The sequence below is a fragment of the Verruconatronum alginivorum genome (genome assembly GCF_056590205.1).
In genome coordinates, this window is record NZ_JBWPVQ010000001.1 from 790,775 (window position 1) to 813,909 (window position 23,135).

Consider the following 23,135-nt stretch of genomic DNA (forward strand, 5'->3'; position numbering starts at 1 on the left):
CTCATCCGTATTCCCCTTCCAAATACCAATCCTTCTTTTCCCGGACCAACCGGTAATGCCCGCCGTCGGCGCATTCGATGTCCCACTCTTCCCGAGCCCAGCGGCGGGGTTCCCACCAGTTCCCGGAAAGCCGCCAGGGTCCCCGGACGTTTTGTATCCGAAGACTGAATTCATTGCTCTCGACCTGGACCGGCCGTCCCTCCGCCATCCAGACCCGGACCGCCACCGGCGGACGGTAGCGGCGCATCGGCAGAATCTCCCGGACCGGGGCGGTCGTCTCCGTCCGCGAACCGATGTCGGCGAGCGGTTCCATGCGGAAGGCATCGGGACGATGAGTCGGCTCCAGCCGGGGCGAACCGACGTTGCCGGACCCGACCACCGCCACCAACCGGGCCAATGTATCGGAAAACGAATACGGATCCTTCACCGCCGCCTCGAATAAGTCGTGTTGTTTGGAAACCGGTTTGCAGGGAGTCATCCGGAGATGGATTTTGACGATCGGATGTTCGGTGCGGACTCCCTCCAAATGAGTGTGCAACATCCGGAAAAGCAGCTCTGGATTGCGGGTCGGCTCCGGCAACCGGAAGCTCCGTTCGTACACCGACCGGTCGGCGAGCCCGAGTTCCAGCCCGACCTCCTCCGCCACCTGGTGCACCGCGCCCAACCGCAGACTCAACCGGTCGATAAACCGGCGCAAAATGAACAACAACGGCTCCAACGTTTCCATCTCCTGCTCCAATTCGATCCCTTGCTCGAACTCCTCCGGAAGCGTGGCCAGCCGCAAAACCCGTTCCTCCCGTCCCGCCGCCCGGTCCCAGAGCGCGCTCCCTTCGCTCCCCAACCGCCGGGCGATTTCCTGACGCGGCAACGCCGAGAAAGCCCCCAATGTTTTCACCCCCCATTTGTCCAGAACCTCGGCGATCGCGGGCGGAGGTTCCGCGACCGATACCGGCAACTCCGCCAAAAACGATTTTTCATCCTCCACCTCCAACACCGGGTCGGCCCGGCGGGCGGCGAACCAGGCCAGCAACGGGTTGCGCCCGATCCCGATCCGCGCCTCCAGTCCGAGCGATTGCAACGACCGGTGAATGGCGAGCGCGGATTGCCCCAACGAGGAGCCAATCCCCCGCAAATCGACCGTGCAAAGACCGTCGCCGGTCTCCTCCACCCGGGGCGACCAGGCGAACGCGGCCGTCAGCAACGCCTCCCGCGCCGCTTTCTCCATCTCGACCGACCGGGTTTTCAGGACCGCCTCCGGACACCTGGCCAGCACTTGCGGCGCGGTCATCCCCGGTCTCGCCCCCGCCGCGAGGGCGGAATCGCCCAACTCCACCGCCACCGCCTTCCGTCCGACTTCCTCCATCACAACCACCGCCGAACCATCCCCCGGCGACCGCTCCATGGACACCACCGCCTGCCACCGAAACCGCTCCAACCAAACCGCCCCAAACTTCCCTTCCTTCATCATTCATAATTCCTCATTCATAATTCTCTTCTAGTCGTCGCGCTGCTGACCATCGGACGGGCGCCGAGGACCACGAGGATGCCGCCGGTTTTTTCGACTGCCCGTTGCAGGCGGTACCAGACGCTGACCGGTTGCTTGCGGAGTTCGCCGGACAGATTGCCCCGGAGGTCGAGCAACACCAGAGAGATGTTGCCGTCCCGGACCAGCAGATCGGTCGCCTGCAGCGCCGCTTTCGCCTCGCGGCAACGGATCCAGAGCAGGTAGGGAAGCAATTCCTCCGCCTCCGATTGCGGGTCGAATCCGTCGCTGCCATCGACCAGCCCGAGGTATTGATGGGTTCTCCGCGCCGTTTCCAGCAAGGCATGCACGACCCATTGTCCCCCGCAACTCGGTCGGGAAGCCACCACCTCGCTCACCGCCCCTCGCGGCAGGCCCCCGTCGACCCCGTCGTCCAACGGAGGAAACCCGGTCGCCAACACCTCATCCCGGGCCCGCCTTTCCGGAAACCGCTCGGCGAGGACTCCCCGCAACTCCGCCAACTTCTTCCGCGCGGCCGCAGCCGACCCGTGACGCCCGAACGCGGGCACCACCGGCGGAAAAGTCGTTCGCCTTTGCGCGGATTCCATCCCCTTACATGTGAACAAAATTTCACTCCTGTCAAAGACTGGAATGCCCCGCTACCCTCAACTCCCTGATCCCCAAAGAAATTTATTTTCCCGGATGAAGCCTTACATGTCGTCATGCTTGTCTCAAAGAAAACCACACTTGCACCCACCCATGGAATTCCAGATAAGGTTGGTGAATGATCACCCGCTTCAGAGTCAACGGCTTCAAAAATCTACGAGACGTGGATTTACACTTGAGCGAGTTCACATGCATAGCCGGCCCAAATGGAAGCGGGAAATCGAACCTCTTTGATGCTATTCAGTTTCTAAGCCTCACAGCATCAAGAACCATCCTTGAGGCCGCGCTTGCGATCCGGGGAGACGGGGGCAAAGCCACCAGCCCCGACCATATCTTCCCGCTTGGAGGAAAAAAAGGGAAACGGAGAATTGATTTTTATGTGGAGATGATCGTACCCGCGAAGGCGCGCGACGATCTAAACCAAGAGGCGACGGCAACTTTTACGTTTTTGACTTACGAACTCTCGATTGCCGAGGGAACCCTGGCCCGGACGAATCTGCCCTTGGAAATCGTCAAAGAACAACTCGGCTACCACCCTTGGACAAACGCGAACAAGCTGATTCATTTTAAGAATTCGCCCGCGTGGCGATCCAGCTTGAAACAGCAGCGTAGGGCGGGCGGAACCCGTGATTATTTCATCTCCACTTTCGACAAAGGAGAGGATCGGGTAATCGGTCGCCATCAGGACGGAGGGAGCGGTGGAAAACCGTTTCCCGCGCTCGCGAGAAGCCTCCCCCGGACCGTGCTTTCCACTGCCAATGCGTCGGAGTCGCCGACCGCGCTTTGCGCCAAAAGAGAGATGGAATCCTGGCGTTTCCTCGCTCTGGAATCTTCCAGCCTCCGGGCTCCCGACAATTTCAACGAGCCTCCATCTATCGATGTGCATGGTCGTCACATGCCTGCGACCCTGCACCGTTTGATTGAATCCCAAAGCGGGGGCGGAGAAGTGACTGCTCGTTTGGCGGGAAGGCTTACCGAGTTGGTGGAAAACGTTAAGAGTCTTCACCTGGACGAAGATACTGTCCGGGAAGCTTATTCCATTGTTGTCCAGGACCGCTCCGGAAACAGTATCCCCGCCCGCGGCCTGTCCGACGGAACCCTTCGGTTTCTGGCTCTGGCGATTCTTGAAGAAGACCCTGCCCTGACCGGGGTGATTTGCCTGGAGGAACCAGAAAACGGTATTCATCCGAAACGCATACCCGCCATGATCGCGCTGCTTCGCGACATCGCTGTCGATCCCGCTGAACCCTGCGGAGACGACAACCCTCTGCGGCAAGTAATTATCAACACCCACTCTCCGTTGGTGGTATCCGAAGTGCCGGATGACAGCTTAGTGATCGTTGTGGATCGCTCACGGCAGTTTGAGGAAAGACTTGTGCAATTGCCCACTTTTGTCGGGCTCCCCCAGACATGGAGAGAAAAGCTTACCGGCAATGCGATTCCCCGTGGACTGCTTTTGCCTTACCTCAACCCAATCAATCGAAATGGAAAAACCCAGCGCAACCTGGGACGCGTAGCGGATCGCGAAGATCTTCAGATGCTGTTGCCTCAGATCACCGATACTCCGGAATGAAGTTTTTTCACTTTACCCTACTTGCCGACGGAACCTCCGATCGAGTTCTCGTTGTCCTCCTGAGGTGGATGCTTTCTCAACATCATCGGGATTGCGAATGGATTGGCCAAACCGCGGATGTGCATAATCTTCCCAAGCCACCCAAAGGTTTGAGAAATCGGATTCAAGCCGCCCTCGAGTTTTTCCCGTCCGACGTTCTCTTTGTCCACCGTGACGCGGAGAAGGAGGATCCTGAGAACAGGCGACTCGAGATTTCAACGGCTCTTTCCGAAATCGAACGGAATGGGGCGCCGCAACATGTGCCAGTCGTCCCTGTCCGCATGACCGAAGCTTGGCTATTGATATCAGAGTCTGCGATACGGGGCGCATCCGGCAATCCGAATGGAAAAACACCTCTTGCACTGCCCCCCATCCACAGGATCGAAAGCCTTCCTGACCCCAAGGAGAATCTCAAGCAACTTCTCATCGCTGCCAGCGAACTGAAGGGGAGAAGACTTAAGAAGTTTCATTTCCCCGAGCACCGCACGCGTGTTCCCGATTTTATTGAAGACTGGAGCACTCTTCTGCAACTCCCTTCCGCATCCAGACTCTACAACGATATTGGACAATTGGATTTTTCACAGAGACGCCCCCACGATGGCGGCTGATGGCTAAAGCGCACCGCTCCGTCATCCGGCGAAAGCCGGGATGCTACCAGGAGCTTGCGCCTGGAGGGGGTTGCGGTTTTAATGGTGCGATGTCCGATGAAACTGCCTCGTTGCCGGCGGTGGCGGTGGATGTGGCCATCGACCATGCGGCACGCGTCAACTTCGCCTTCCAGCAAAACGCGATTCCCGTCATCCGCCGGATCGAGATCCGGAACAATGGGGCGCACGATCTTCACGACGTCGTTTGCCGGTTCACCCCCAGTCCCGAATGGGCGCGGGTCTTTTCAGAACGGATCGCCTTGATCCCGGCCGGAAGCGATTTCATCCTCACCGACGTGCCGGTCGAGTTGGACTTGAATTACCTGGCCGCCCTTTCCGACCGGGTCCGCGGGGAACTCATGATCGAGGTGACCGCTTCCGATCATCCCACCACCAGCGACAGCAACGACAACGACGCTCCCGCGACCGTTTTTTCCAAGTCATTGCCGATCGATGTCTATGCCTTCGACGAATGGACCGGCCTGGTCAGCCTCCCCGAGATTTTGGCCGCGTTCGTCACTCCCAACGTCTCGGCGGTGGAATCGATCCTGGGCCGGGCCGCCGCCATTTTGGGCGAGGCCACCGGGTCGAGCGCCTTGGATGGGTATCAGACGAAGAGCAAAAAACGGGTATACCAGATCCTCGACGCCATCTTCCAGGCGGTGCGCGAACAGGGGATCCGTTACTGCAATCCCCCGGCGAGCTTCGAGAAGTCCGGTCAGCGAGTCCGCTTCTGCGCCCAGATCCTGCACTCCAAACTCGCCACCTGCCTCGATCTTTGCCTGCTCTTCTCCTCCCTCCTGGAACAGGCCGGGCTCCGTCCGTTGATTCTTATGCACGAGGGCCACGCCTACGTCGGCTGCTGGCTGATCCCGGAGTCGCTTCCGGAACCGGCCTCGGACGATCTCCAGAGCATCCGGAAACGGACCGAACTCGACGAGATCCTGGTGTTCGAAACGACTTTGGCCTGCGAGGGAAACCGGTCCGACTTCGACGCGGCGGTCGCGGCGGCCGGCAAACATCTCCGCCAGGATGCGATTTTCCAGGAAGCGATCGATCTCTTCCGTTCCCGCGCCTCCGGCATCCGCCCTTTGCCGTTGAAACGGGCCGAGGAAGAAGGGATGGAGACCTTGGACTTCAGAGCTGTTCCCCCTAGTAGCGATAAAGCCACGCCTTCATCGACCCGGGAGGAACGGGTATTCGCCGAGGAGATCGATTTCTCCGGTCAACCGGCCGCCCCCGAGGGACGGATCGGGCATTGGAAACAACAGTTGCTCGACCTCACCTTGCGGAACCGTCTCCTCAATTTCCGCGAAACCAAACAAACCATTCCGTTGGTTTGCCCCGATCCGGAGCACCTGGAGGACCAGTTGGCCCTCGACCAGGCGTTTCAACTGAAGGAACAAAGCAAACTGATGGCCGGACTCGATCCGCGCAGCCTAGCGTTGCAGGAAAAACAGTTCGCCGACGACCCGTTGATGACCCATCTCACCGAGGAGTTGCGGGCCAAACGTTTGCGTAGTTCCCTCACCGATACGGAACTCGGACGGCGGTTGCTGGAGCTCTTCCGGCGGACCCGGATGGAAATGGAGGAGAGCGGGGTCAACACCCTTTACCTCGCCCTCGGTTTCCTGGAATGGAAGGAGGCCCGGGAGAGCGACAAGACCCATCTCGCCCCGATCCTGCTGGTGCCGGTGAAACTGGAGCGGAAATCGGTCCAGCAAGGATTCGCGCTCAAACGTTACGACGAGGATCCGATGATCAACGTCACGTTGCTGGAGTTGCTGAAGCGGGATTTCGAACTGGAGATCCCCGGGGTCAATCCTCCGCCCGATGGCGAGCAGGGAGTCGACGTCGCCCGGGTTTTCCGGGCGTTTCAACAGGCGGTCAAGGACCTGCCGGGGTGGGAGGTCCGCCGCGACGTCTGGCTGGCGCAGTTTTCCTTCAACAAGTTTCTTCTCTGGAAGGACCTCCACGACCGGGTCGCGATGCTCACCCGCAATTCCGTGGTCGATCATCTGGTCAACAAGGCCGGACAGCCGTTCATCGACGGCGTCGAGGGGATTCCCGAGGAGGAGCTCGACGACAAGGTCCCCTACGACGAGGTCTTTTGCCCGGTCAGCGCCGATTCCTCCCAGCTCGCCTCGATCCTGGCGGCTTCGCGGGGCAAAAACCTGGTGCTCCACGGTCCCCCCGGCACCGGAAAATCGCAGACGATCACCAACTTGATCGCCCACTCCCTCGCCCTCGGCAAACGGGTCTTGTTCGTCGCCGAAAAACGGGCGGCGCTCGAGGTGGTTCACCGGCGGTTGAGCCAGATCGGCCTCGCCCCGTTTTGCCTCGAACTTCATTCCAACAAGGCCGGAAAGATGGACGTGCTCCGGCAGTTCGGCGACGCCCTGGACTTCGGTTCGCAACAATCCCCGGCGGAATGGGAGCACCTCGCGGCGAAACTGGAAACGGCCCGGTCCGAACTAAATGGATACGTCCGGGAACTCCACCGGCGTTACCCGAACGGGATGAGCGCCTTCCACGGCTACTCGTGGCTGATCGCCCGCCAGAATGGTCCCGGCCTCCCGGCTGAATTGGAGCCTTTGCGGATCGACGGCATCGAATCGCACTCCCGGGAACATTTCGAAAACCTCCAGCAGCTCTGCGACGACTTGCAACTTCGGGGGGCCGCCTCCCGGCTGAGCGACGCCGCGAAGGATGCCTTGAAACCGGTGCGCGCCTCCTCCTGGACCCCGGACTGGGAGGACCAGGCGGTCGCCGCCGCCCGGGAAGCCGACGACCGGGCCGCCGCGGCCGACGAAGCGTTGGCCGGAGTCCAGGAAACCCTCGGCGGCGATTTCGTCTCCGCCCCCGGCCCGGTCCTGGAAGCGGTCGCCGGACTTTGCCGACTCCTCACCGGCGCCCCGGCCCTCCCGGCGGAGTTCGTCGCGGCCGGCGATTGGCAGGCGTTCCGCGCCCAGCTCGAAGCCTGGATCGCCACCGGACGAAATCGCGACGCGGCCCGCGAAAAGCTCGGGGAGTTCGATCTCGAAAAAGTGCTCGCGCTCGATCTCCCGGAATTGGAGCGGAAACATTCCACCCTCGCCTCGAACCCGGGCGTCTGGTCCCGCATCCGAATTTGGTTCCTGCTGAAACCGGTCCGGACCGCCCGACGCCCCGGCACTCCCAAATGGACGATCGACGGGGCGCCGGAGTTTTTCGCCACCGCCGAGGAGTTGGCCCACAATCACCGACTCGTCACCGAAGCCCGCGAACCGGCCGTCGTCCGCCTCGGCGATCACTGGGCCGGAGGCGAAGCCGACTGGAAACGGCTCGAACAGATCCGCGACTTCGGAGACGAGTTGCACGACCTGATCGGCCGGATCGCCGGGGAAAGCGTCGAACGGTTGATCGAACTCCGGACCCGGGTCGGACAACTCCTCGCCACCGCTCCCGATATGCTCGCGACCGGGAAACCGGTGGCGGCGAAGTTCGTTCGGTTCTCCGACACCTGGACCGCCCTCCGCGCCGCGGAACAAACCTTCCGGGAACGACTCCGGATCGACGAAACGGTGCCGTTGCCCGTCGCCGGACACCTCCCGGCCTTGCGGGAATTGACCCGCCGGATCCAGAGCCACCGAGCCGACCTGCAGAACTGGTGCCGCTGGCAACAATCGGTGCAACAGGCCGAAGCCGCCCAACTCGATCCATTGTTGCGCGCGGTCGATTCCGGCCTCCTGCCGTTGGCCCGGCTGCGGGAAGCCTTCGAACAAAATTACCGCGAAAACTTCATTCGCCGTCTCCTGACCCTTTCCGAAACCCTCCGCGAATTCTGGGGCGACGAGCAGGAAAAGCGAATCGAGGCGTTCAACGACCTCGATGACCGCTTCATCCGCCTCACCGCCCAAACCGTGGTCGCCCGGCTCTCCGCCGAACTCCCCCGCGCCCGCAGCGAGGAATGTCCGCGCAATACCGAGCTCGGCATCCTGCAGCGCGAACGAGCCAAGAAAGCCCGCCACAAACCGGTGCGCAAACTTTTGCAGGAGATCCCGAGCATCGCCCCGAAATTGAAGCCATGTTTCCTGATGAGTCCCCTCTCAGTCGCCCAATATCTCGACGCGGGCCAGGACCATTTCGACCTCGTTGTATTCGATGAAGCATCACAAATCCCGGTCTGGGACGCGGTCGGGGCGATCGCCCGGGGAAAACAACTGGTGATCGTCGGCGACCCCAAGCAGCTCCCCCCGACCAACTTCTTCGGCCGGGTCGACACCGACGACGAAGCGATCGACGACGGGTCCATCGTCGACCTCGAAAGCATCCTCGACGAATGCCTCGGCTCCGGCCTGCCGGTTTACTACCTTCGCTGGCACTACCGGAGCCGCCGCGAGGGCTTGATCGCTTTCAGCAACCGGCACTACTACGAGAACCAGCTCCACACGTTTCCCGCTCCCCATGCCGAAGCGGGGGTCCGGCTGGAACCGGTTCCGGACGGCTTCTACGACAAAGGGAAGAGCCGGACCAACCTCGCCGAAGCCGAAGCGATCCGGTCCGAAGTGGTCCGCCGCCTCACCGATCCGGAGCTTTCCCGTCAATCGATCGGCATCGTCACCTTCAGCCAGGCCCAGCAGACTTTGGTCATGGACAAACTCGACGAAGCCCGCCGCGACCATCCGGAGATCGAGGGCCACTTCGGCGACGACGTGGAGGAACCGGTTTTCGTGAAAAACCTGGAGAACGTCCAGGGGGACGAACGCGACGTGATTCTCTTTTCCGTTTGCTACGGCCCCGACGAAACCGGACGGGTCTCGATGAACTTCGGTCCGCTGAATCGGAACGGCGGCGAACGCCGTCTCAACGTCGCCATTACCCGGGCCAAACACGAGATCGTCGTCTTCTCGACGTTGCGCTCCGAACAAATCGATCTCGCCCGCACCCGGGCCCGAGGAGTCGAACATCTCAAAGCCTATCTCGAATACGCCGAACGCGGTCCCCGCGCCCTCGCCGCCGCCATCGAATCGGCAGAGGTCGACGAATTCGACTCCGTCTTCGAATCGCAGGTCGCGGACTTCCTCCGCGCCCGCGGCTTCGAGGTGCAGACCCAAATTGGTTGTTCCGGCTACCGGATCGATCTGGCGGTCGTCGCCCCCGACGCGCCCGGCCGCTACCTGCTGGGAATCGAATGCGACGGCGCCAGTTACCACCGGGCCTCCACCGCCCGCGACCGCGACCGCCTCCGGCAAGCGGTCCTCGAAGGACTCGGCTGGCGGATCCACCGCATCTGGTCGACCGACTGGTGGCGGGATCGCGAGAAAGCCGAGGAACGCCTGCTCGCCGCCGTGGAAGAGGCCGCGGAGAATTCGACGGCGATTACGACTGATCCGGAGGGGACGAACGAACCGCCACCGCCGCCAACCTATCCGGAAAGCTCCGGCCAGGATTTGGAAGTCCAGGAAACGCCGGTCGAGCCTTCAGAATCCCGCGCGGTCCCGTATCCGACGGTGACGTTCCAAGCGCAATCCCCCCAGGAACTCTTTTACGAGCCGAAAGGGAGCCGCGCCATCCAGCGTCAGATCGAACGGATCATTGAAGCGGAAGGCCCGATCACCGAAACCCTCCTGCAACGCCGCATCCGCGCCGAGTGGGGGTTCAACCGCTCCGGCCCGCGTATCCGCGAGATCATTCGCAACCTGCTCCCGCCGGAAGGCTTGAGTGACGGCGTCTTTTGGCCCAAAGCGATCTCGCCGGATGATTTCCGTATTTACCGAACCCCTACAAACGAATCAGTTAGCGTCCGGAAAATCGAAGAGATCCCGGCCGCGGAGATCCGAAACGCCTTCCTCGACATCCTCGAACGGTATCTCAGCTACCCCCGCACCGACCTCCTCCGCGAAGTCGCGAAATGTTTCGGCATCTCCCGTCTCACCGCCAACGTCACCCTCCCCTTGGAAGCCGCCCTCGATTCCCTGATCGCCCAAAACCTCCTCCTCGCCGAGAACGGTTCCGTCAAACTCCGCTGAAAAGAATGTGGCGGGGCCGTCCCGGCTCCGGACAGAGCCTCAGGTTCGCCGTGCCCAAACCGACACACGGAGGCGGGACGCCTCCGCCACCTTGGCTTGCCTTTCGTAATTTTCCTTCAATCCACTCCCAACATTTCTTTCCACTCCTCCTCTTTGAACCCGGCCCGACCCGTCGACGAGGTGACGAGAAACGGACGTTTCACCAGGTTGCCGTTTTCGGCCAGGAGCGCGATTGCCTCGTCGACGGACATCCCCGGGAGGCGTTCTTTCATGTTAAGTGCTCGGTAATCCTGTCCGGACGTATTGAAGAGCCGACGCAAATCCCCGTCGTAAAACACCAACACCCGCCGCAATTCTTCCGGGTCAGGTGGAGTTTCCCGGATCGGTCTCTCCTCGAATCCAATTCCCCGCTCCCGCAACCAGACTCCCGCCTTGCGGCACGTCGAACAGTTCTTATAAGAATAAAGCTTCACCTGCGTCACTTCCCGATTCATAACAAGATTCCATTATTCACTCCCCCCCCTTGCGTTCACCCAAATTCCATTCAGGTTAAGCTGTCCAGCATCGTCTATCGTCAATCTCCGATCGCCTATCAATTTTCCCTATGCCCGACCATCCTCCGATCCTCGTCGTGGAAGACAATGACGACGATGCTTTTCTGCTTAAACGCGCCGGAAAAAAAACCGGGCTGGAAAACCTTTATTTCGTCAGCGACGGACAACAAGCGATTGATTACCTCAACGGCAACGGATCGTTCGGCAACCGAACCGAATTTCCCCGGCCCGCCCTGATGTTTCTCGACTTGAAGCTTCCTTTCAAATCCGGCTTCGAAGTCCTGGAATGGATCCGTCAGCAACCTTCGCTCGAAAGCCTGGTGGTGATTGTATTGACGTCGTCGAAAGAGGAAAAAGACATCCTTCGCGCCGCTCGTCTCGGCGCCAATTCCTATCTCGCCAAACCGGCGGCACTCCAGGATCTCAGCAACCTCCTCGCCGCCGCCCGCGATTACTGGTTCGGCCAACACCAGTTTCCTCCCCACCGCCAGTAAGCCCCGAGTCTCGTTTTGTTAAAAAAACAGGCAGGAATGCCTGTTCCACCCCTACAGCGCCACCGGCGGCCACGCGACCACGTCGAGCGAATCCGCGAAATGCGCCAGCGGGGGTTCATCGGGAAGGGCCAATCCGGCCGCCGCGACCATCGTGTTCACTTCGATTTCAGCCTCGGCCGGTCGCAATGGCCAAGGCAAATGATGCACCTCGACCCGGAACAACTTTCCATCCCGGCGCGCGCTGAATAAACAATACCGCTCAGTCAACCACCGCTCCAGACTCCCCGGCTCGTAAGCCGTCACCGGTCCGGTCGGACCGTATCTCGCCCGGAACTCCGCCGACGGCGCCCCCCGGTGGTCGCGACAACTGGCGTAAACCACTTCCTCCCCTTCATTTACCAGGCTCATCTTCGCGTCGAAATACGGCAGGAACGCCCCGATCCGTGCCGCCGAAACCGCCAGTCGACTCGCCGCATCCAAACTCATGAACCAAACCCCCGCCCGGTCCTTTCCCCGCACATAGGTCCGGACGTTCAACTCGGGAAAATTCGTCGCGGTCGGGATGCCCGGAAACAGACGGGCATGGACGTTTTCCATCCGAAACGGCACCACCCCGATCCAGGCCTGTCCATCGAACGTGTCGAGCTCCAATCCCGCCGGAATCAACGGCCGTAGCGCCTCCGGAGAGATCGCCCAATGGAGGAAAGCCAAATGCGCCCACCGCATGTGAAGAACCCACGGCCCCCGGGGCAAAGGCCAGGGACGGTGGTCGGTCTGGCGAAGAATGTTCATGCCAAATCCACGCGATCTCCTCCCTCGCCTTCCCGACGCGTCACTTCTTCCGGCGCGCCAATTCACCCAACATCTTGCTGATCTGTTCCGGCGACAAGACATAGGTCGCCGCGTTGAGCTTGATCGCTTCGTGCGGCATTCCGTTGACGATGCAACTTTCCGCGTTTTGGGCGATCGTGACCCCCCCCCGCTCTTTCATCAGTTTCATCGAATCGGCTCCGTCGCGCCCCATGCCGGTCAATAATATCCCGACCGCCGCCGGACCATACGACTCGGCCAACGAGCGAAACAAACGCGAGACCGAGGGACATGGCTCGTGATCCGTCACCGGGGCCTCGTCAGTCAACACGATCCGTCCGTCCGGAGTGACCCCCATCTGGCACGATTCCGGGGCCACATAAACCTGGCCGGCTTTCATTTCCTCCCCGTCGACGCCCAAAGTCACCGTCCGTCCAGTGGCCGATCGCAGCCAGTCCGCGTATCCTCCCAAAAATCCCTGGCTCATATGCTGGACCAAAACCAATGGATAGGGAAACTCCGGAGGAAGCCCGCTTAATATCGTTTTAACCGCCGCCGGACCACCCGTCGAGGCGCCGATGCCGACGATTCCCAGACCGGACGAAACACCCACCGGCGGGGAACTTTCCACTTCCTTCCGCTCCTTTTCCTTCGGCTTCGGCCAGCGCCGGATCACCCGGACCTCGGCCATCGCCTTCACCGTGTTTCGTAACTCCCGGACCGCATCCTCGAAATCGGCATGGCCGAACCCCGGGGGACGAGGCACCACCGCCACCGCCCCGGCTTCGAACGCCCGAAAGGTCGCCCGTTGCTCGGCCAACGAAAGCCCGCTGACGATCACCACCGGGACCGGAGCCGTTTCCATGATCCGGCGGGTCGCCTCGAAGCCGTTCATCCGGGGCATCTCGATGTCCATCGTCACCACGTCCGGGCGTTCCCGTTGGACATATTCGACGGCCTCCACGCCGTCCTTCACCACCGCCACCACTTCGATTTTGGGATCCTCGGTCAAAATCCCTTCCAGAAAACCGCACACCGTCGGGGAATCATCCGCAATTAGAACCTTAATCATTGCGCAACAGATCCTTTACCGTATCCAAAAGATCGCTTTGGTCAAAATTCGACTTCACAACATAAGCATCGGCGCCCGCCTCCATCCCCCGCTCCTTGTCCTCCCGGGACGCGAGCGCGGTCAAAATAATCACCGGGAGATCGCGCAAATTTTCATCATTTCGTATTTCACGGGTTAACTCGAACCCGTCCAAATGCGGCATTTCCACGTCAGTCAACACCAAGTCAAACTTTCCCTTTCTCACCAAGTCAAGCCCATCCAATCCATCCCGGGCCGTCCCCACCCGGTAACCGCTTCCCTCCAGAATATTTTTCAACAGGCTTCGCGCGGTCATCGAATCCTCGACCACCAGAATCCGCTTCGACCGATCTTCGCGCCGTCGCACCGGCGCCGCCACCCGGGCCGGAGCCGCCCCGCCGCCCCCGGCGACCGTCCGCCCGACGTCGGCCACATGAATCACCGGCACCACCCGCCCGGAATCTCCGATCGAAGCGCCCGCGATATGACGCACCCGCCGCAACTGGGGTCCCAGACTTCTCATGACCGCCTCCCGTTCCTCAACCAATTCATCCACCTCCAAAGCAAACTCCATTCCCCGCTCCTTCACCGTCACATACGCGACGTAGTCCCGCTCCTCCGCCTTCTCGCCGACAAGGCCCAAAACATCGGCCAAACGAAACAACGGCAACGTCACCGGTCCGCTCCGAATCGTCGCCTTCCCTTCGACGTATTTGATTTCGCTCCGCTTCACCCGCCCGGCGTGACGCATTTTTCCGCTCGGTAATAGGAAAGCCCGTCCCCCGCACCGCAACTCCACCGCCCGGAAGCGCGCCAACGACATCGGCAACACCACCCGAAAGGCGGTCCCTTTCCCCGGCTCCGACGAAACCGACACATAACCGCCCAACCGTTCCGCCGTTTCCTTGACGATCGCCAACCCGAGCCCGCGTCCCGAAGTTTCGGATACATAGGTCCGGGTCGAAAAATTCGCTTCGAACATAAAGTCGAACAACCGCGAAGACGGCAACGTGGCGGCTTGATCCGCTCCCGCCAGCCCCGCCGCGACCACCCGTTCCCGCAGGTCGGCCACGTCAATGCCGCGGCCGTCGTCCGCCACGAGCACCTCGACGGTCCCGTCTCCCAAAGGTGTAATGGAAAAACGGATCGTTCCTTCCGCCGGTTTCCCCTCCCGTTCCCGGTCCGCTTCCACTTCCAAACTGTGGTCGACCGCGTTCCGCAACAAATGGATGAACGGGTTCTTCATCGCCTCCAGGATGCGGCGGTCGATTTCAACGTCGGCCCCTTCCACTTTCAGCCTGGCTTTTTTCGGCGGCAAGGCCTGGCGGGCGGTTTCCGCGACGAAGACGGCGAATTTCTCCGATTCCCGGGAAAACGGCACCATCAACAATTCCTTGGTCTCATCCAACAGGCGATCAACGTTCGCCTCGAATCGGCCGTGGGTCGCGGTCCGCGCTTGGATCAACTCCCGAATCTCGTCGCCCAATTGTTCGAAAAATTCCCGGTTCCAATCCAGGAAACCGTAAAGTCGCTGCATTGTCTCCCTGATTTCGACAGGCAAATCCAACAAATTAGCCTCCCCCGCCAAATGCCGGACGAATCCGGAATCGACCTGCGCTTTGCCCCATTCGTTACGCCATTCCGTGAGCCGGGCGCGCAAGGCCGCCGTCCGTTTCACGTTGCGCGCACCATCCTCGCGCAAGCCGTGCATCTCTTCCGCCCGGTAAAGAATCGCGTCCAACCGATCGACCGGGGTCCGAACCGTCTCCTGCCGCGAGGGAGCCAGACTCGCCGCCCGCGAAACGGTCAACTTCGCGGAAGGCTCTGCCAGAGGCGGTGGCGACCCTGCCGGCGGAGTGGGTGCTGTCGGCGCAGGTGAAACAGGTTCCCCCTCCTCCGTCGGCTGCGGGTCCCCTCCGTCCAATCGATCAAGCAATCGGACGACGTCGGCTTCCCCGACCGGTTCCCCGCCTTCGCCGCCTCCATGCCACCGGGTCAGCAGCGCGACGGCTTCCCGCAAGAGCCCCGCCAATTCCGGCGACAAAGCGGTCTCCCCTTTCAACACCCGCGACACGATGGTTTCGCATCGGTGGCAGACGGAATCGACCTCCCGTTCGTTCACCGCCCGGGCGGCCCCTTTCAAGCTATGGAAATCCCGGTAGATTTTTTTCAGGATCGCTTCCCGCTCCGGTTCCCCCAGCTCCTCCTCCAACGCCCAGAGGCCGGCCGCCATCGTTTCCAGGTATTCCGCCGCCTCGATCCGATAGGTGGCGAGCAACCGTTTCTGGAATTCCGGATCCATCGATTCTTATGGCAGACAGGGCGACGCGGGCGCGGCAAGAACTACAACTTATAACGGTCGACCATCTCCCGCAAACGGCCCCCCAGATCGTGCAAGGCCCGGGCGCTTTCTTCCGCCTGCTTCGTTCCGGCCGCGTTTTGATGACTCGCCTGGGTGATGTTTTCCATCGCCGTCGCGACTTGCTCCATTCCGATCAACTGCTCGTTGCTCGAGGCCGCGATCTGCATCGCCGCCTGCGCCGCTTCGCCGATGCTTTCCGTGATCTCGCGGATCGCGTCGCCCGCCGAGCGCGAACGGCTGACCCCCGCCTCGACCACTTTGTGACCGCGCTCCGTCGCCATGACCGTCGCATTGGCGTTCTGCTGGATTTCCCCGAGGATGGAACGCACCTGGGAGGTCGCCTGCTTCGATTGCACCGCGAGGTTCTTCATTTCCCGCGCCACCACCGAAAAACCTTTGCCGCTTTCCCCGGCCTTCGCCGCTTCGATCGCGGCGTTCACCGCCAGAAGATTCGATTGCTCGGAAAGATCGTTGACGGTGAGAATGATGTCACCGATTGCCTGACTGTGCTCATGGAGACGGGCGATGCTTCCGCCGATATTTTCCATGTGCTCGCGGATCACATCCATGTCCTGGATCGCAGCCTCCACCTCCCGGCGTCCATTCCGGGAGACGCGGGCGGCGGTTTGCGAAACCTCCGACACGGTGCGGGCCTTTTCACTGACGAGGTTCGCCGTCTGCCGCGCTTCGTCGAGCGTCGCGGTCGTTTCGTTGACCGAAGCCGCCGTCTCCGAAACGCCGGTGGCGATCTGACTGGTCGCGGCGAGGATTTCACTCGACGTGGAGGCCAACACATTGACTCCTTCCCGGATCTCCTGATTCACCCGGCGCAAGGCCCGGACCATCGAGCGGAACGACCGCGAAAGGTCCCCGAGATCGTCGCTGCGCCGCGTCTCGGGAACATCGACCGTCAAGTCCCCTTTGGCGATCCGCCCGGCCGCCTCGGTCAACAAACCCAGGGGCGTCGATATCAACTTACTCAATACAACCGCCATGCCGACCGCAAATAAGACCGCCAGCCCCCCCATCACAACCAAAAGATTCCGCGCCGCCAACGTCTGGCTCTCCGTGTCTCGGACCTGCCGGGTCGCCCGTTCCGCGGTCAACCCGAGGATCTCGCCGATCAATTCCCGCTTCCGACCATAACGTTCCTCCTGGACTCCTCCCACCGTGATACGGAAGGCCGTATTCAATTCGTTGGCGATAATCGCGGGGATGACTTCGTTGTCGCGAGTATCGGCCAACAAGCGGTGCAGATCATAGACTTCATCCAGCAACGACCGCATCGGTGTATTCGCCGGGTGACGTTCGCGCAATTCGGACAAGATTCGGTCGTTCTCCTGGAACAAGCGGGTTTGCTCATCCCGGACGCGGATCAAACGATCATCTTCGCTTCGGTCGAAAAGCTCCATCACCAACAGCAAGCGGGCGTCGTGGCTGTTGACTTCAAGTTCCTGCACCTGGACGAGATCGCGGAAGGCGGCGCCAAACAGTTCCTGCTGGTTCCACAAGAGCCGGTTGAAGTTGTAAGTGGCGACGCCGACCACCACCAGCAACAGCAGGACAATGATGGCGAAACCGGCGGCCAATTGGGATCGGACGGTGGGAAATAGTGAGCTCACGTTATTTAAGGCTTGTATTGGTTCTTCTGCGACTTCGGTTCCAGGTGCATTCGGCAAGCATTAGGCCATAACAACGAGGGCGGGATCTGACAACAGTTTTTCCCCGTCGAGCAGGATCAGCCCATCTCCCGTCACCCCCGAAACATAAGGATGCTCGACATGGGCCCGCGACGGGTTACCCGCTTCAAGTTCCTGGTCTTCCAACACTCGAACTCCGCCGACCTGATGAGCCATCAGGGCGAAATTCATTGTTTCGTTCCCCAGGACCACCGCGTAATTTTCATCGTTGAACTGCGTCGATCCCAAGCCGAGTAACACCCGCAGATCGAGGACCGAAACGATTTGGCCCCGGATCACCACCACACCGGCGACGAAATCGGGAGTGCCCGGGATCGTATCCATCCGCCGGGCGGGATGAACCTCCCGCAACGCCGCCACCGGCAAAGCGTAATGGTCGCCGGCCACGATGAACTCGAAAACTTCGATGCCTCGGATGTCCGCCGTATCCGCGGCCCGCCGCCTCGCCAACCGTCGCGCCCGCTCCCGGAGAATCTGTTGCGCTTCCGCTTTTTCCTGATTTTCAGTCATGCTTCATTCCACTCCATTCCACGCGCGATCCAGTTTCGACTCAATCCAACGACCGCAAATTCGCGGCGACGATTTCCCGCAGTCGCCGTCCGTTCATCCCTTCTCCTTCAGGCGGAATTTTGTCCGCCGGATAATCGGCCAACAATTTCTCCGTCTGGCGAAAATGTCGCCTGGATTCCGCGGACTTCCCGAGTTGACGATAAATGTTCGCCAAGGTGAAATGGGCCATCACGAAATCCCGCTCCAGAAAGATCGCCTTGCGCAAGATCGCGGCCGCTTCGGAACTGTCTCCCATTTCCTGCAGGATCCCGGCCTTCAAATAATGCATCGCGACCGCCAGCGGGTCCGCGGCCAACGCCCGCTCGATTACCGCCAGGGCCTTGGTTAAATTCCCTTGATTGGCCCAAGCACGGGCGGCCAATTCCAACGCGGCCACGCTCCCCGGCGCATCGGCCAAACGACGGAGAACCTCGTCGTTTTCGCCCCGCGCCAATAATTCACGCGCCTCCGCCAACAACTCCGGATCCTCCCGCGGTTCCGTCGCCGTCCGCTCTGGCAACGGGGTCCGTCGCTTCGGCGGCCCCTCCGCCCGCGGCGTAGGCAACGGCGAGGGCGCGGAGACCGAAGAGGGAATCGGAAGAGGCTCCCGGTGAACCGGAGGTCCCTTCCCCGCGCGAGGCTTCCGGAATAAAATCACCCCGGGAAAATTTACCGTCTCGAATCCGGGAAAATATTGTCGCGAAGCTTCCGAGGGACTGGTGATCACCCACCCTCCCTCCACCAGGGCGCTCAGGAAACGGCGGGTCACCGATTTAATGGTGGCCGGGGAAAAATACATCAGAACGTTACGGCAAAAGATGATGTCGACCGCCAGCGTGTTGGTCGCCAAAGAGGGATACGAAGTATCTTCGGCCAGGTTCAAATAACCGAAACGGACATTCCGGCGCACTTCATCCTTCACCCGAAATCGTTTTGGCTCCACCGGAGTGAAATGCCGCTCTTTGAAGTCCGGCCCCAGTCCTCGAAACGACCAGTTCCCATACACCCCGGACTCCGCCTTCCTCAGTGCGGCCGGATTGATATCCGTACCCAAAATAGTGATACCCCAATCTTTCCAGTCGGGTATCAGTCGCCGCAACAGGATCGCGATGGAATAAACCTCCTCGCCGGACGAACAACCAGCGCTCCAAACCCGCAAAATCCGGTTACTGCGGCGGCGACGTTCGATCAACTCCGGAAGTATGTCCTGCTCCAATACGCCGAAACTCTTCGGTTCACGGAAAAAGTAGGTCTCCCCGATCGTCAGGTGGGAGGCCAGCAATTCGATCTGGTGCCGGGTGAGTTTCTCCCCCCGCAGAGCCCGCAGACATTGGTCGGCATCCTGCAATTCCAACTCTTCGCAAGCGATCCCCAGGCCTCGTTCCAGATCCCGGAACCGGCTTTCGGGAAACCGCAGGCCCATCTGCTCCGAGAGAGCCTCGTTGATGTTCACCAAAGTTTCCCTGGGAAGCCGAATGCTCATTCGGCCTTCTCCCGGGAAAGCGCGGCCCGCAGCCGTCCCTCCTCTTCCGTATTCAAAAATCCCTTTAAGTCCTGGATCAGAATCAAACCGTCGGGCGTCTTCATGACGCCGCGGATGCCTTGCATCGCCTCTCCTACTTCCGGGTCGCGCCAAAGCGGACCGGTCTCCCGCACTCCTTCGACTTCCTCGGCGACCAACGCGACCCGTCTCTCGCCCGCCCGGGCCAACACCAGAAAATCTTCCGGTCGGACCTCGCGTTCCGGCATCGCAAAACGGCGGCGGATCGAGAAGACCGGCACGACCTCCCCTTCCACCTCCACCAACCCGCAGACCGCCTCGGGGCTCCGGGGCAATGGCACGATTTCGACCATGGGTTCGACCGAATCGACCACGGAGGCTTCCACCGCCAATCGATGGTCGCCCACCCGGAAGACCAAGACTGGAGCCCCTTCCCCGCTCATCGTACCCCGGTCGTCTTCGCCTCTTCGACAATCGTCTCCGGCGCCTCCGGTTGACACGGCACCACCAGGGTGACCCATGTCCCGCCCCCGGGAACGCTTCCGATCTCAGCGGTTCCGCCCAGCGCTTCCGCCCGTTCCTGAATGCTGAAAAGACCAAACGAATCGCCTCCTCCGGAGTCGCCCTCCTCCCCGCGCCCCGGATCGAAACCTTTGCCGGCGTCTTTCACAGTCAGCCGCAACCGATCGCTCCCGCCTTCTCCGGCCAATGTCATTTCAGCCTCGTCGACCCCGGCATGTTTGAACACGTTGAAGAGCAGCTCCCGCGACGCTTGGAAGAGAAACACGGTGACTTCCTCCGAGCACTTGTTCGCCTCGGGACCGAGATCGGCCGAGATCCGGAGATCGTATTTTTCCCGCATGCGGCGACTCAACCATTCCAACCCCGCGACCAATCCGCCTTCACGCAAAATCGGCGGGCATAACTCGACCGTGAGATCCCGCGAGATCGCCACGGCTTCGCCCAACAATTCCTCGATCCGGCCGAGTCCTTCCGGCAGTTTCGGCGAGTTGGGCCGGTCTTTGTGGGTGGTCACCAGCATCTTCGCTCCAACCAGCAACTGTTGCAAATGATCGTGCAATACCGCCGCCAAACGTTCGCGCTCCGCCTGCTCGGTCCGGGTCAACGCCAACGCCAAACGTTGCAATTGCGCCGCCCTTTTTTCCAAAGCCCGGTTTGCGTCAGTCAAGCTCTCCTCCGCCTTCCGCCGCTCCCCCACCTCCTGGAGCAACTCCCGGGTGCGGGCCCGCACCTTCTCCTCCAACCCTTCATTTAAGGCCCGCAACTGGTCTTGCGCGGAGCGCAACGCGTCGTTCTTCTCCACCGCCGTTTCGTAGGTCGACAACAGCAACTTCAATATCTGGCGGCGGGATTGATCGATCCGGAATTCCCGCCCTTGGAATTCAAGGACCACTTCCTCCGACCGGCGGCTCTCGCGCGGTTCCGGTGTTTCGGCCAACACGGTTTCCACCCGGGAAACCAGCTGGCCGGGAGCGAAAGGTTTCACCACGAACCCATCAGCGCCGCATTCCAACGCCCGCACCACTTCCACCGGATCCGACAACCCGGTCACGAGGATCACCGGGATATTCTCCCAACGCTTATCGCTCTTGATCGCCCGGCAAAGGTCGTAACCGTCCATCTCCGGCATCAAAATGTCGGTGACAACCAAGTCTGGCGCATAAGTTGCCAAGGCCTCGAAAGCATGTCGGCCGTTTTTTTCCAACCGCGCCTCGAACCCCCGTCGCTCCAGTTCATACCGAAGCATTTCCCCCTGGGTGGGACTGTCCTCAACCGCGAGAATGCGTTTCTTCTTGATCATAGGAAGAGAGAACGCCGGCTCCACCGGGCCAAACGGGCCCAGCCGACGCAAATAGCTCATCTTCCATCCAAAATGCTAAACCGTAAACAGTCAAGTCGCGCCCGTGATCCAGACATCACGGCTATTTCATCTGGACGCTCCACCGTAGGAAGTTCAGCGGCCGGATTAATATCTTTGCGCCTTTTGCGCCTTCTCGCGGCTAAATACTGCTGCCTTAAGGTTCATCTGGCCGTTTTGTTAGAGTCCCCACCTCCGCTCAAAACACCTTCCAGAACCGACCAGCCACCCAATCGCCCAATTTCATCCCCCATGGACGTCGGTCGTGGTTTTCCAGCGTATACGGTTGCGATTGTCGTTTGTCGTCTTCGAAGATCCGGATATGACGCGACGCGAACTCATGATCCAACGCGGTGAAATCGGCTTCGTCATGCATATGAAACGACCGCGGATCGAAGTTGCTCGAACCGGCTGAAACGTAAAAGTCGTCCACGATCAGGTATTTGCAATGATACATCGCGGGAGAAAACAGGTGGATTTCCACCCCGTTTTCCAGCAAAGGCCGGATCCGCGACCGCATCACCGCCCGGCCCGCCAAAGTGTCGTTGATCGCGGGGGCCACCACCTCCACCCGCACGCCGCGCTTCACCGTGGCGATCAACAGGTCGGTCGCTTCGTCATCTGGAATGAAATAAGAATGAGCGAGTCTCACCCGGCTCCGGGCGGCCGCGAATGCCAAAAAGACGGATCGTTTCACATTGCTGTACCGTCCGCTCGGCCGCGTCTGATAAAAATGGCCCCTCACTTCGCCCGCCTCTTCCAATCCGGGAAAATAATCGTCTCCCCAGAGGAGTTGGGCGGTGGTGTTGAGCCAATTTTCGACGAAAACCGCCTGCATGTGATTCACCATCGGCCCCCGGATCAAATAGCCGTTGTCCCGCCAATGCGACCGCTCGGTGGCGTCGCCCGTCCACTCGTCGGCGATACAGATCCCGCCGGTGATCGCCGTCCGGCCGTCGACTACCAGGATCTTCCGGTGGGTCCGATGATTGATGTTCGCCTTGATTTTTCCGGCCCGAGCCCGCTCGTAGAAAACGAAATGGACCCCCGCCTCCTTCATCCGGTCCATGTCCGCCCGTTTCATTTTCAGCAACCCGATGCCGTCTCCCATCACGTGGACCTTCACTCCGGCGAGGGAACGCTCCGACAACGCCTCAATGAACTTCTCGCTGATCTCCCCCGATCGCCAAATGTAGATTTCCAAGGTGATCGACCGCTCCGCCCCACGGATCAATTCGAGCATCGCCGGGAAAAATCGGGCCCCGTTGGGCAATATTTCAATCTCGTTCCCCTCTTCGAGCGGACGGGCCACCATGTGTTCCAGCAACGCGGCAAATTCCGGCGAATCCGGCGCCGGAGCGGCCTCCTCCAATTCCGGTCCGTTCCCCCGCAGGCAACAAAAAAACGGACTATCGGGGCGCGGCAGCCGAGCGGCTTCCGCCGGTAATTTCATTGTTTCCATCGTTTTCCGCTTCCATTCTACCCCGCCGACCATCTCCGCGCAACGAGAGCCTCACGCTTTAGCCTAAGACCAAGGACGGCTGAAGCGCGCCGCTCCGTCATCCGGCGAAAGCCGGGATGCTACCAGGAGCTTCGTGCTTTAGCCGAAGACCATCGGCCACAGGAAACGTCCCCAAAACTCCACCCGCCCAACGTCGGCGGCTGAAGCGCGCCGCTCCGTCATCCGGCGAAAGCCGGGATGCTACCAGGAGCTTCGTGCTTTAGCCGAAGACCATCGGCCACAGAGATCGCCCCCCCAACTCCACCCGCCCAACGT

At 60.8% G+C, this 23,135-nt stretch carries 16 protein-coding genes; 4 read left to right on the forward strand and 12 right to left on the reverse strand.

Features of this window, described 5'->3' with window-relative positions:
* Position 1 precedes the first annotated feature (1 nt).
* Positions 2-1,468, reverse strand: a complete 1,467-nt coding sequence (locus tag ACWUI2_RS02640) for a DNA polymerase Y family protein (protein ID WP_486981314.1) — start codon at positions 1,466-1,468, stop codon at positions 2-4.
* Between the two features lie 14 nt (positions 1,469-1,482).
* Complete coding sequence (locus ACWUI2_RS02645) at positions 1,483-2,091, reverse strand: hypothetical protein (protein WP_486981315.1); 609 nt, start codon at positions 2,089-2,091, stop codon at positions 1,483-1,485.
* 176 nt (positions 2,092-2,267) lie between these two features.
* On the opposite strand from ACWUI2_RS02645, the gene ACWUI2_RS02650 reads away from it, so the two are divergent.
* From ACWUI2_RS02650 to proA, 3 genes are all read left to right on the forward strand, one after another.
* Positions 2,268-3,722, forward strand: coding sequence for an AAA family ATPase (locus tag ACWUI2_RS02650; protein WP_486981316.1), 1,455 nt, complete (start codon positions 2,268-2,270; stop codon positions 3,720-3,722).
* Positions 3,719-4,369 carry a hypothetical protein gene (locus ACWUI2_RS02655; protein ID WP_486981317.1) on the forward strand — a complete coding sequence of 217 codons (651 nt, stop codon included), beginning with the start codon at positions 3,719-3,721 and terminating at the stop codon, positions 4,367-4,369. The genes ACWUI2_RS02650 and ACWUI2_RS02655 overlap by 4 nt, the downstream gene beginning before the upstream one ends.
* A gap of 89 nt (positions 4,370-4,458) precedes the next feature.
* Entirely contained in the window at positions 4,459-10,419 is a 5,961-nt protein-coding gene (gene proA, locus ACWUI2_RS02660) for an anti-phage protein ProA (protein ID WP_486981318.1), read from the forward strand.
* Positions 10,420-10,535: 116 nt separating this feature from the next.
* Here the strand turns inward: proA and ACWUI2_RS02665 are convergent, their stop codons facing one another.
* Complete coding sequence (locus ACWUI2_RS02665) at positions 10,536-10,913, reverse strand: Spx/MgsR family RNA polymerase-binding regulatory protein (protein ID WP_486981319.1); 378 nt, start codon at positions 10,911-10,913, stop codon at positions 10,536-10,538.
* A gap of 110 nt (positions 10,914-11,023) precedes the next feature.
* Between ACWUI2_RS02665 and ACWUI2_RS02670 the strand changes: the two genes are divergently transcribed.
* Complete coding sequence (locus ACWUI2_RS02670; protein WP_486981320.1) at positions 11,024-11,467, forward strand: response regulator; 444 nt, start codon at positions 11,024-11,026, stop codon at positions 11,465-11,467.
* 51 nt (positions 11,468-11,518) lie between these two features.
* On the opposite strand, the gene ACWUI2_RS02675 is transcribed toward ACWUI2_RS02670, so the two are convergent.
* From ACWUI2_RS02675 to ACWUI2_RS02715, 9 genes are all read right to left on the reverse strand, one after another.
* The gene (locus ACWUI2_RS02675; RefSeq protein WP_486981321.1) at positions 11,519-12,259 is read right to left on the reverse strand and encodes a YqjF family protein; all 741 of its coding nucleotides are present in this window, start codon (positions 12,257-12,259) and stop codon (positions 11,519-11,521) included.
* Between the two features lie 40 nt (positions 12,260-12,299).
* Positions 12,300-13,349 (reverse strand): chemotaxis-specific protein-glutamate methyltransferase CheB, encoded by a 1,050-nt coding sequence (gene cheB, locus ACWUI2_RS02680; RefSeq protein ID WP_486981322.1) that lies wholly within the window; start codon positions 13,347-13,349, stop codon positions 12,300-12,302.
* Positions 13,342-15,669 (reverse strand): hybrid sensor histidine kinase/response regulator, encoded by a 2,328-nt coding sequence (locus tag ACWUI2_RS02685; RefSeq protein ID WP_486981323.1) that lies wholly within the window; start codon positions 15,667-15,669, stop codon positions 13,342-13,344. Before ACWUI2_RS02685 ends, cheB begins: the two co-directional genes overlap by 8 nt.
* A gap of 41 nt (positions 15,670-15,710) precedes the next feature.
* Positions 15,711-17,351, reverse strand: a complete 1,641-nt coding sequence (locus ACWUI2_RS02690; RefSeq protein WP_486981324.1) for a methyl-accepting chemotaxis protein — start codon at positions 17,349-17,351, stop codon at positions 15,711-15,713.
* 60 nt (positions 17,352-17,411) lie between these two features.
* The gene (locus tag ACWUI2_RS02695) at positions 17,412-17,939 is read right to left on the reverse strand and encodes a chemotaxis protein CheW (RefSeq protein WP_486981325.1); all 528 of its coding nucleotides are present in this window, start codon (positions 17,937-17,939) and stop codon (positions 17,412-17,414) included.
* A gap of 40 nt (positions 17,940-17,979) precedes the next feature.
* Positions 17,980-19,461 (reverse strand): CheR family methyltransferase, encoded by a 1,482-nt coding sequence (locus tag ACWUI2_RS02700; protein WP_486981326.1) that lies wholly within the window; start codon positions 19,459-19,461, stop codon positions 17,980-17,982.
* On the reverse strand, positions 19,458-19,922 hold the full coding sequence (locus ACWUI2_RS02705; RefSeq protein WP_486981327.1) for a chemotaxis protein CheW: 465 nt from the start codon (positions 19,920-19,922) through the stop codon (positions 19,458-19,460). Before ACWUI2_RS02705 ends, ACWUI2_RS02700 begins: the two co-directional genes overlap by 4 nt.
* Positions 19,919-21,301, reverse strand: a complete 1,383-nt coding sequence (locus tag ACWUI2_RS02710) for an ATP-binding response regulator (RefSeq protein WP_486981328.1) — start codon at positions 21,299-21,301, stop codon at positions 19,919-19,921. Before ACWUI2_RS02710 ends, ACWUI2_RS02705 begins: the two co-directional genes overlap by 4 nt.
* A gap of 256 nt (positions 21,302-21,557) precedes the next feature.
* Positions 21,558-22,811: a phospholipase D-like domain-containing protein gene (locus tag ACWUI2_RS02715; RefSeq protein WP_486981329.1), complete on the reverse strand. Its 1,254-nt coding sequence runs from the start codon at positions 22,809-22,811 to the stop codon at positions 21,558-21,560.
* Between the last annotated feature and the right edge of the window lie 324 nt (positions 22,812-23,135).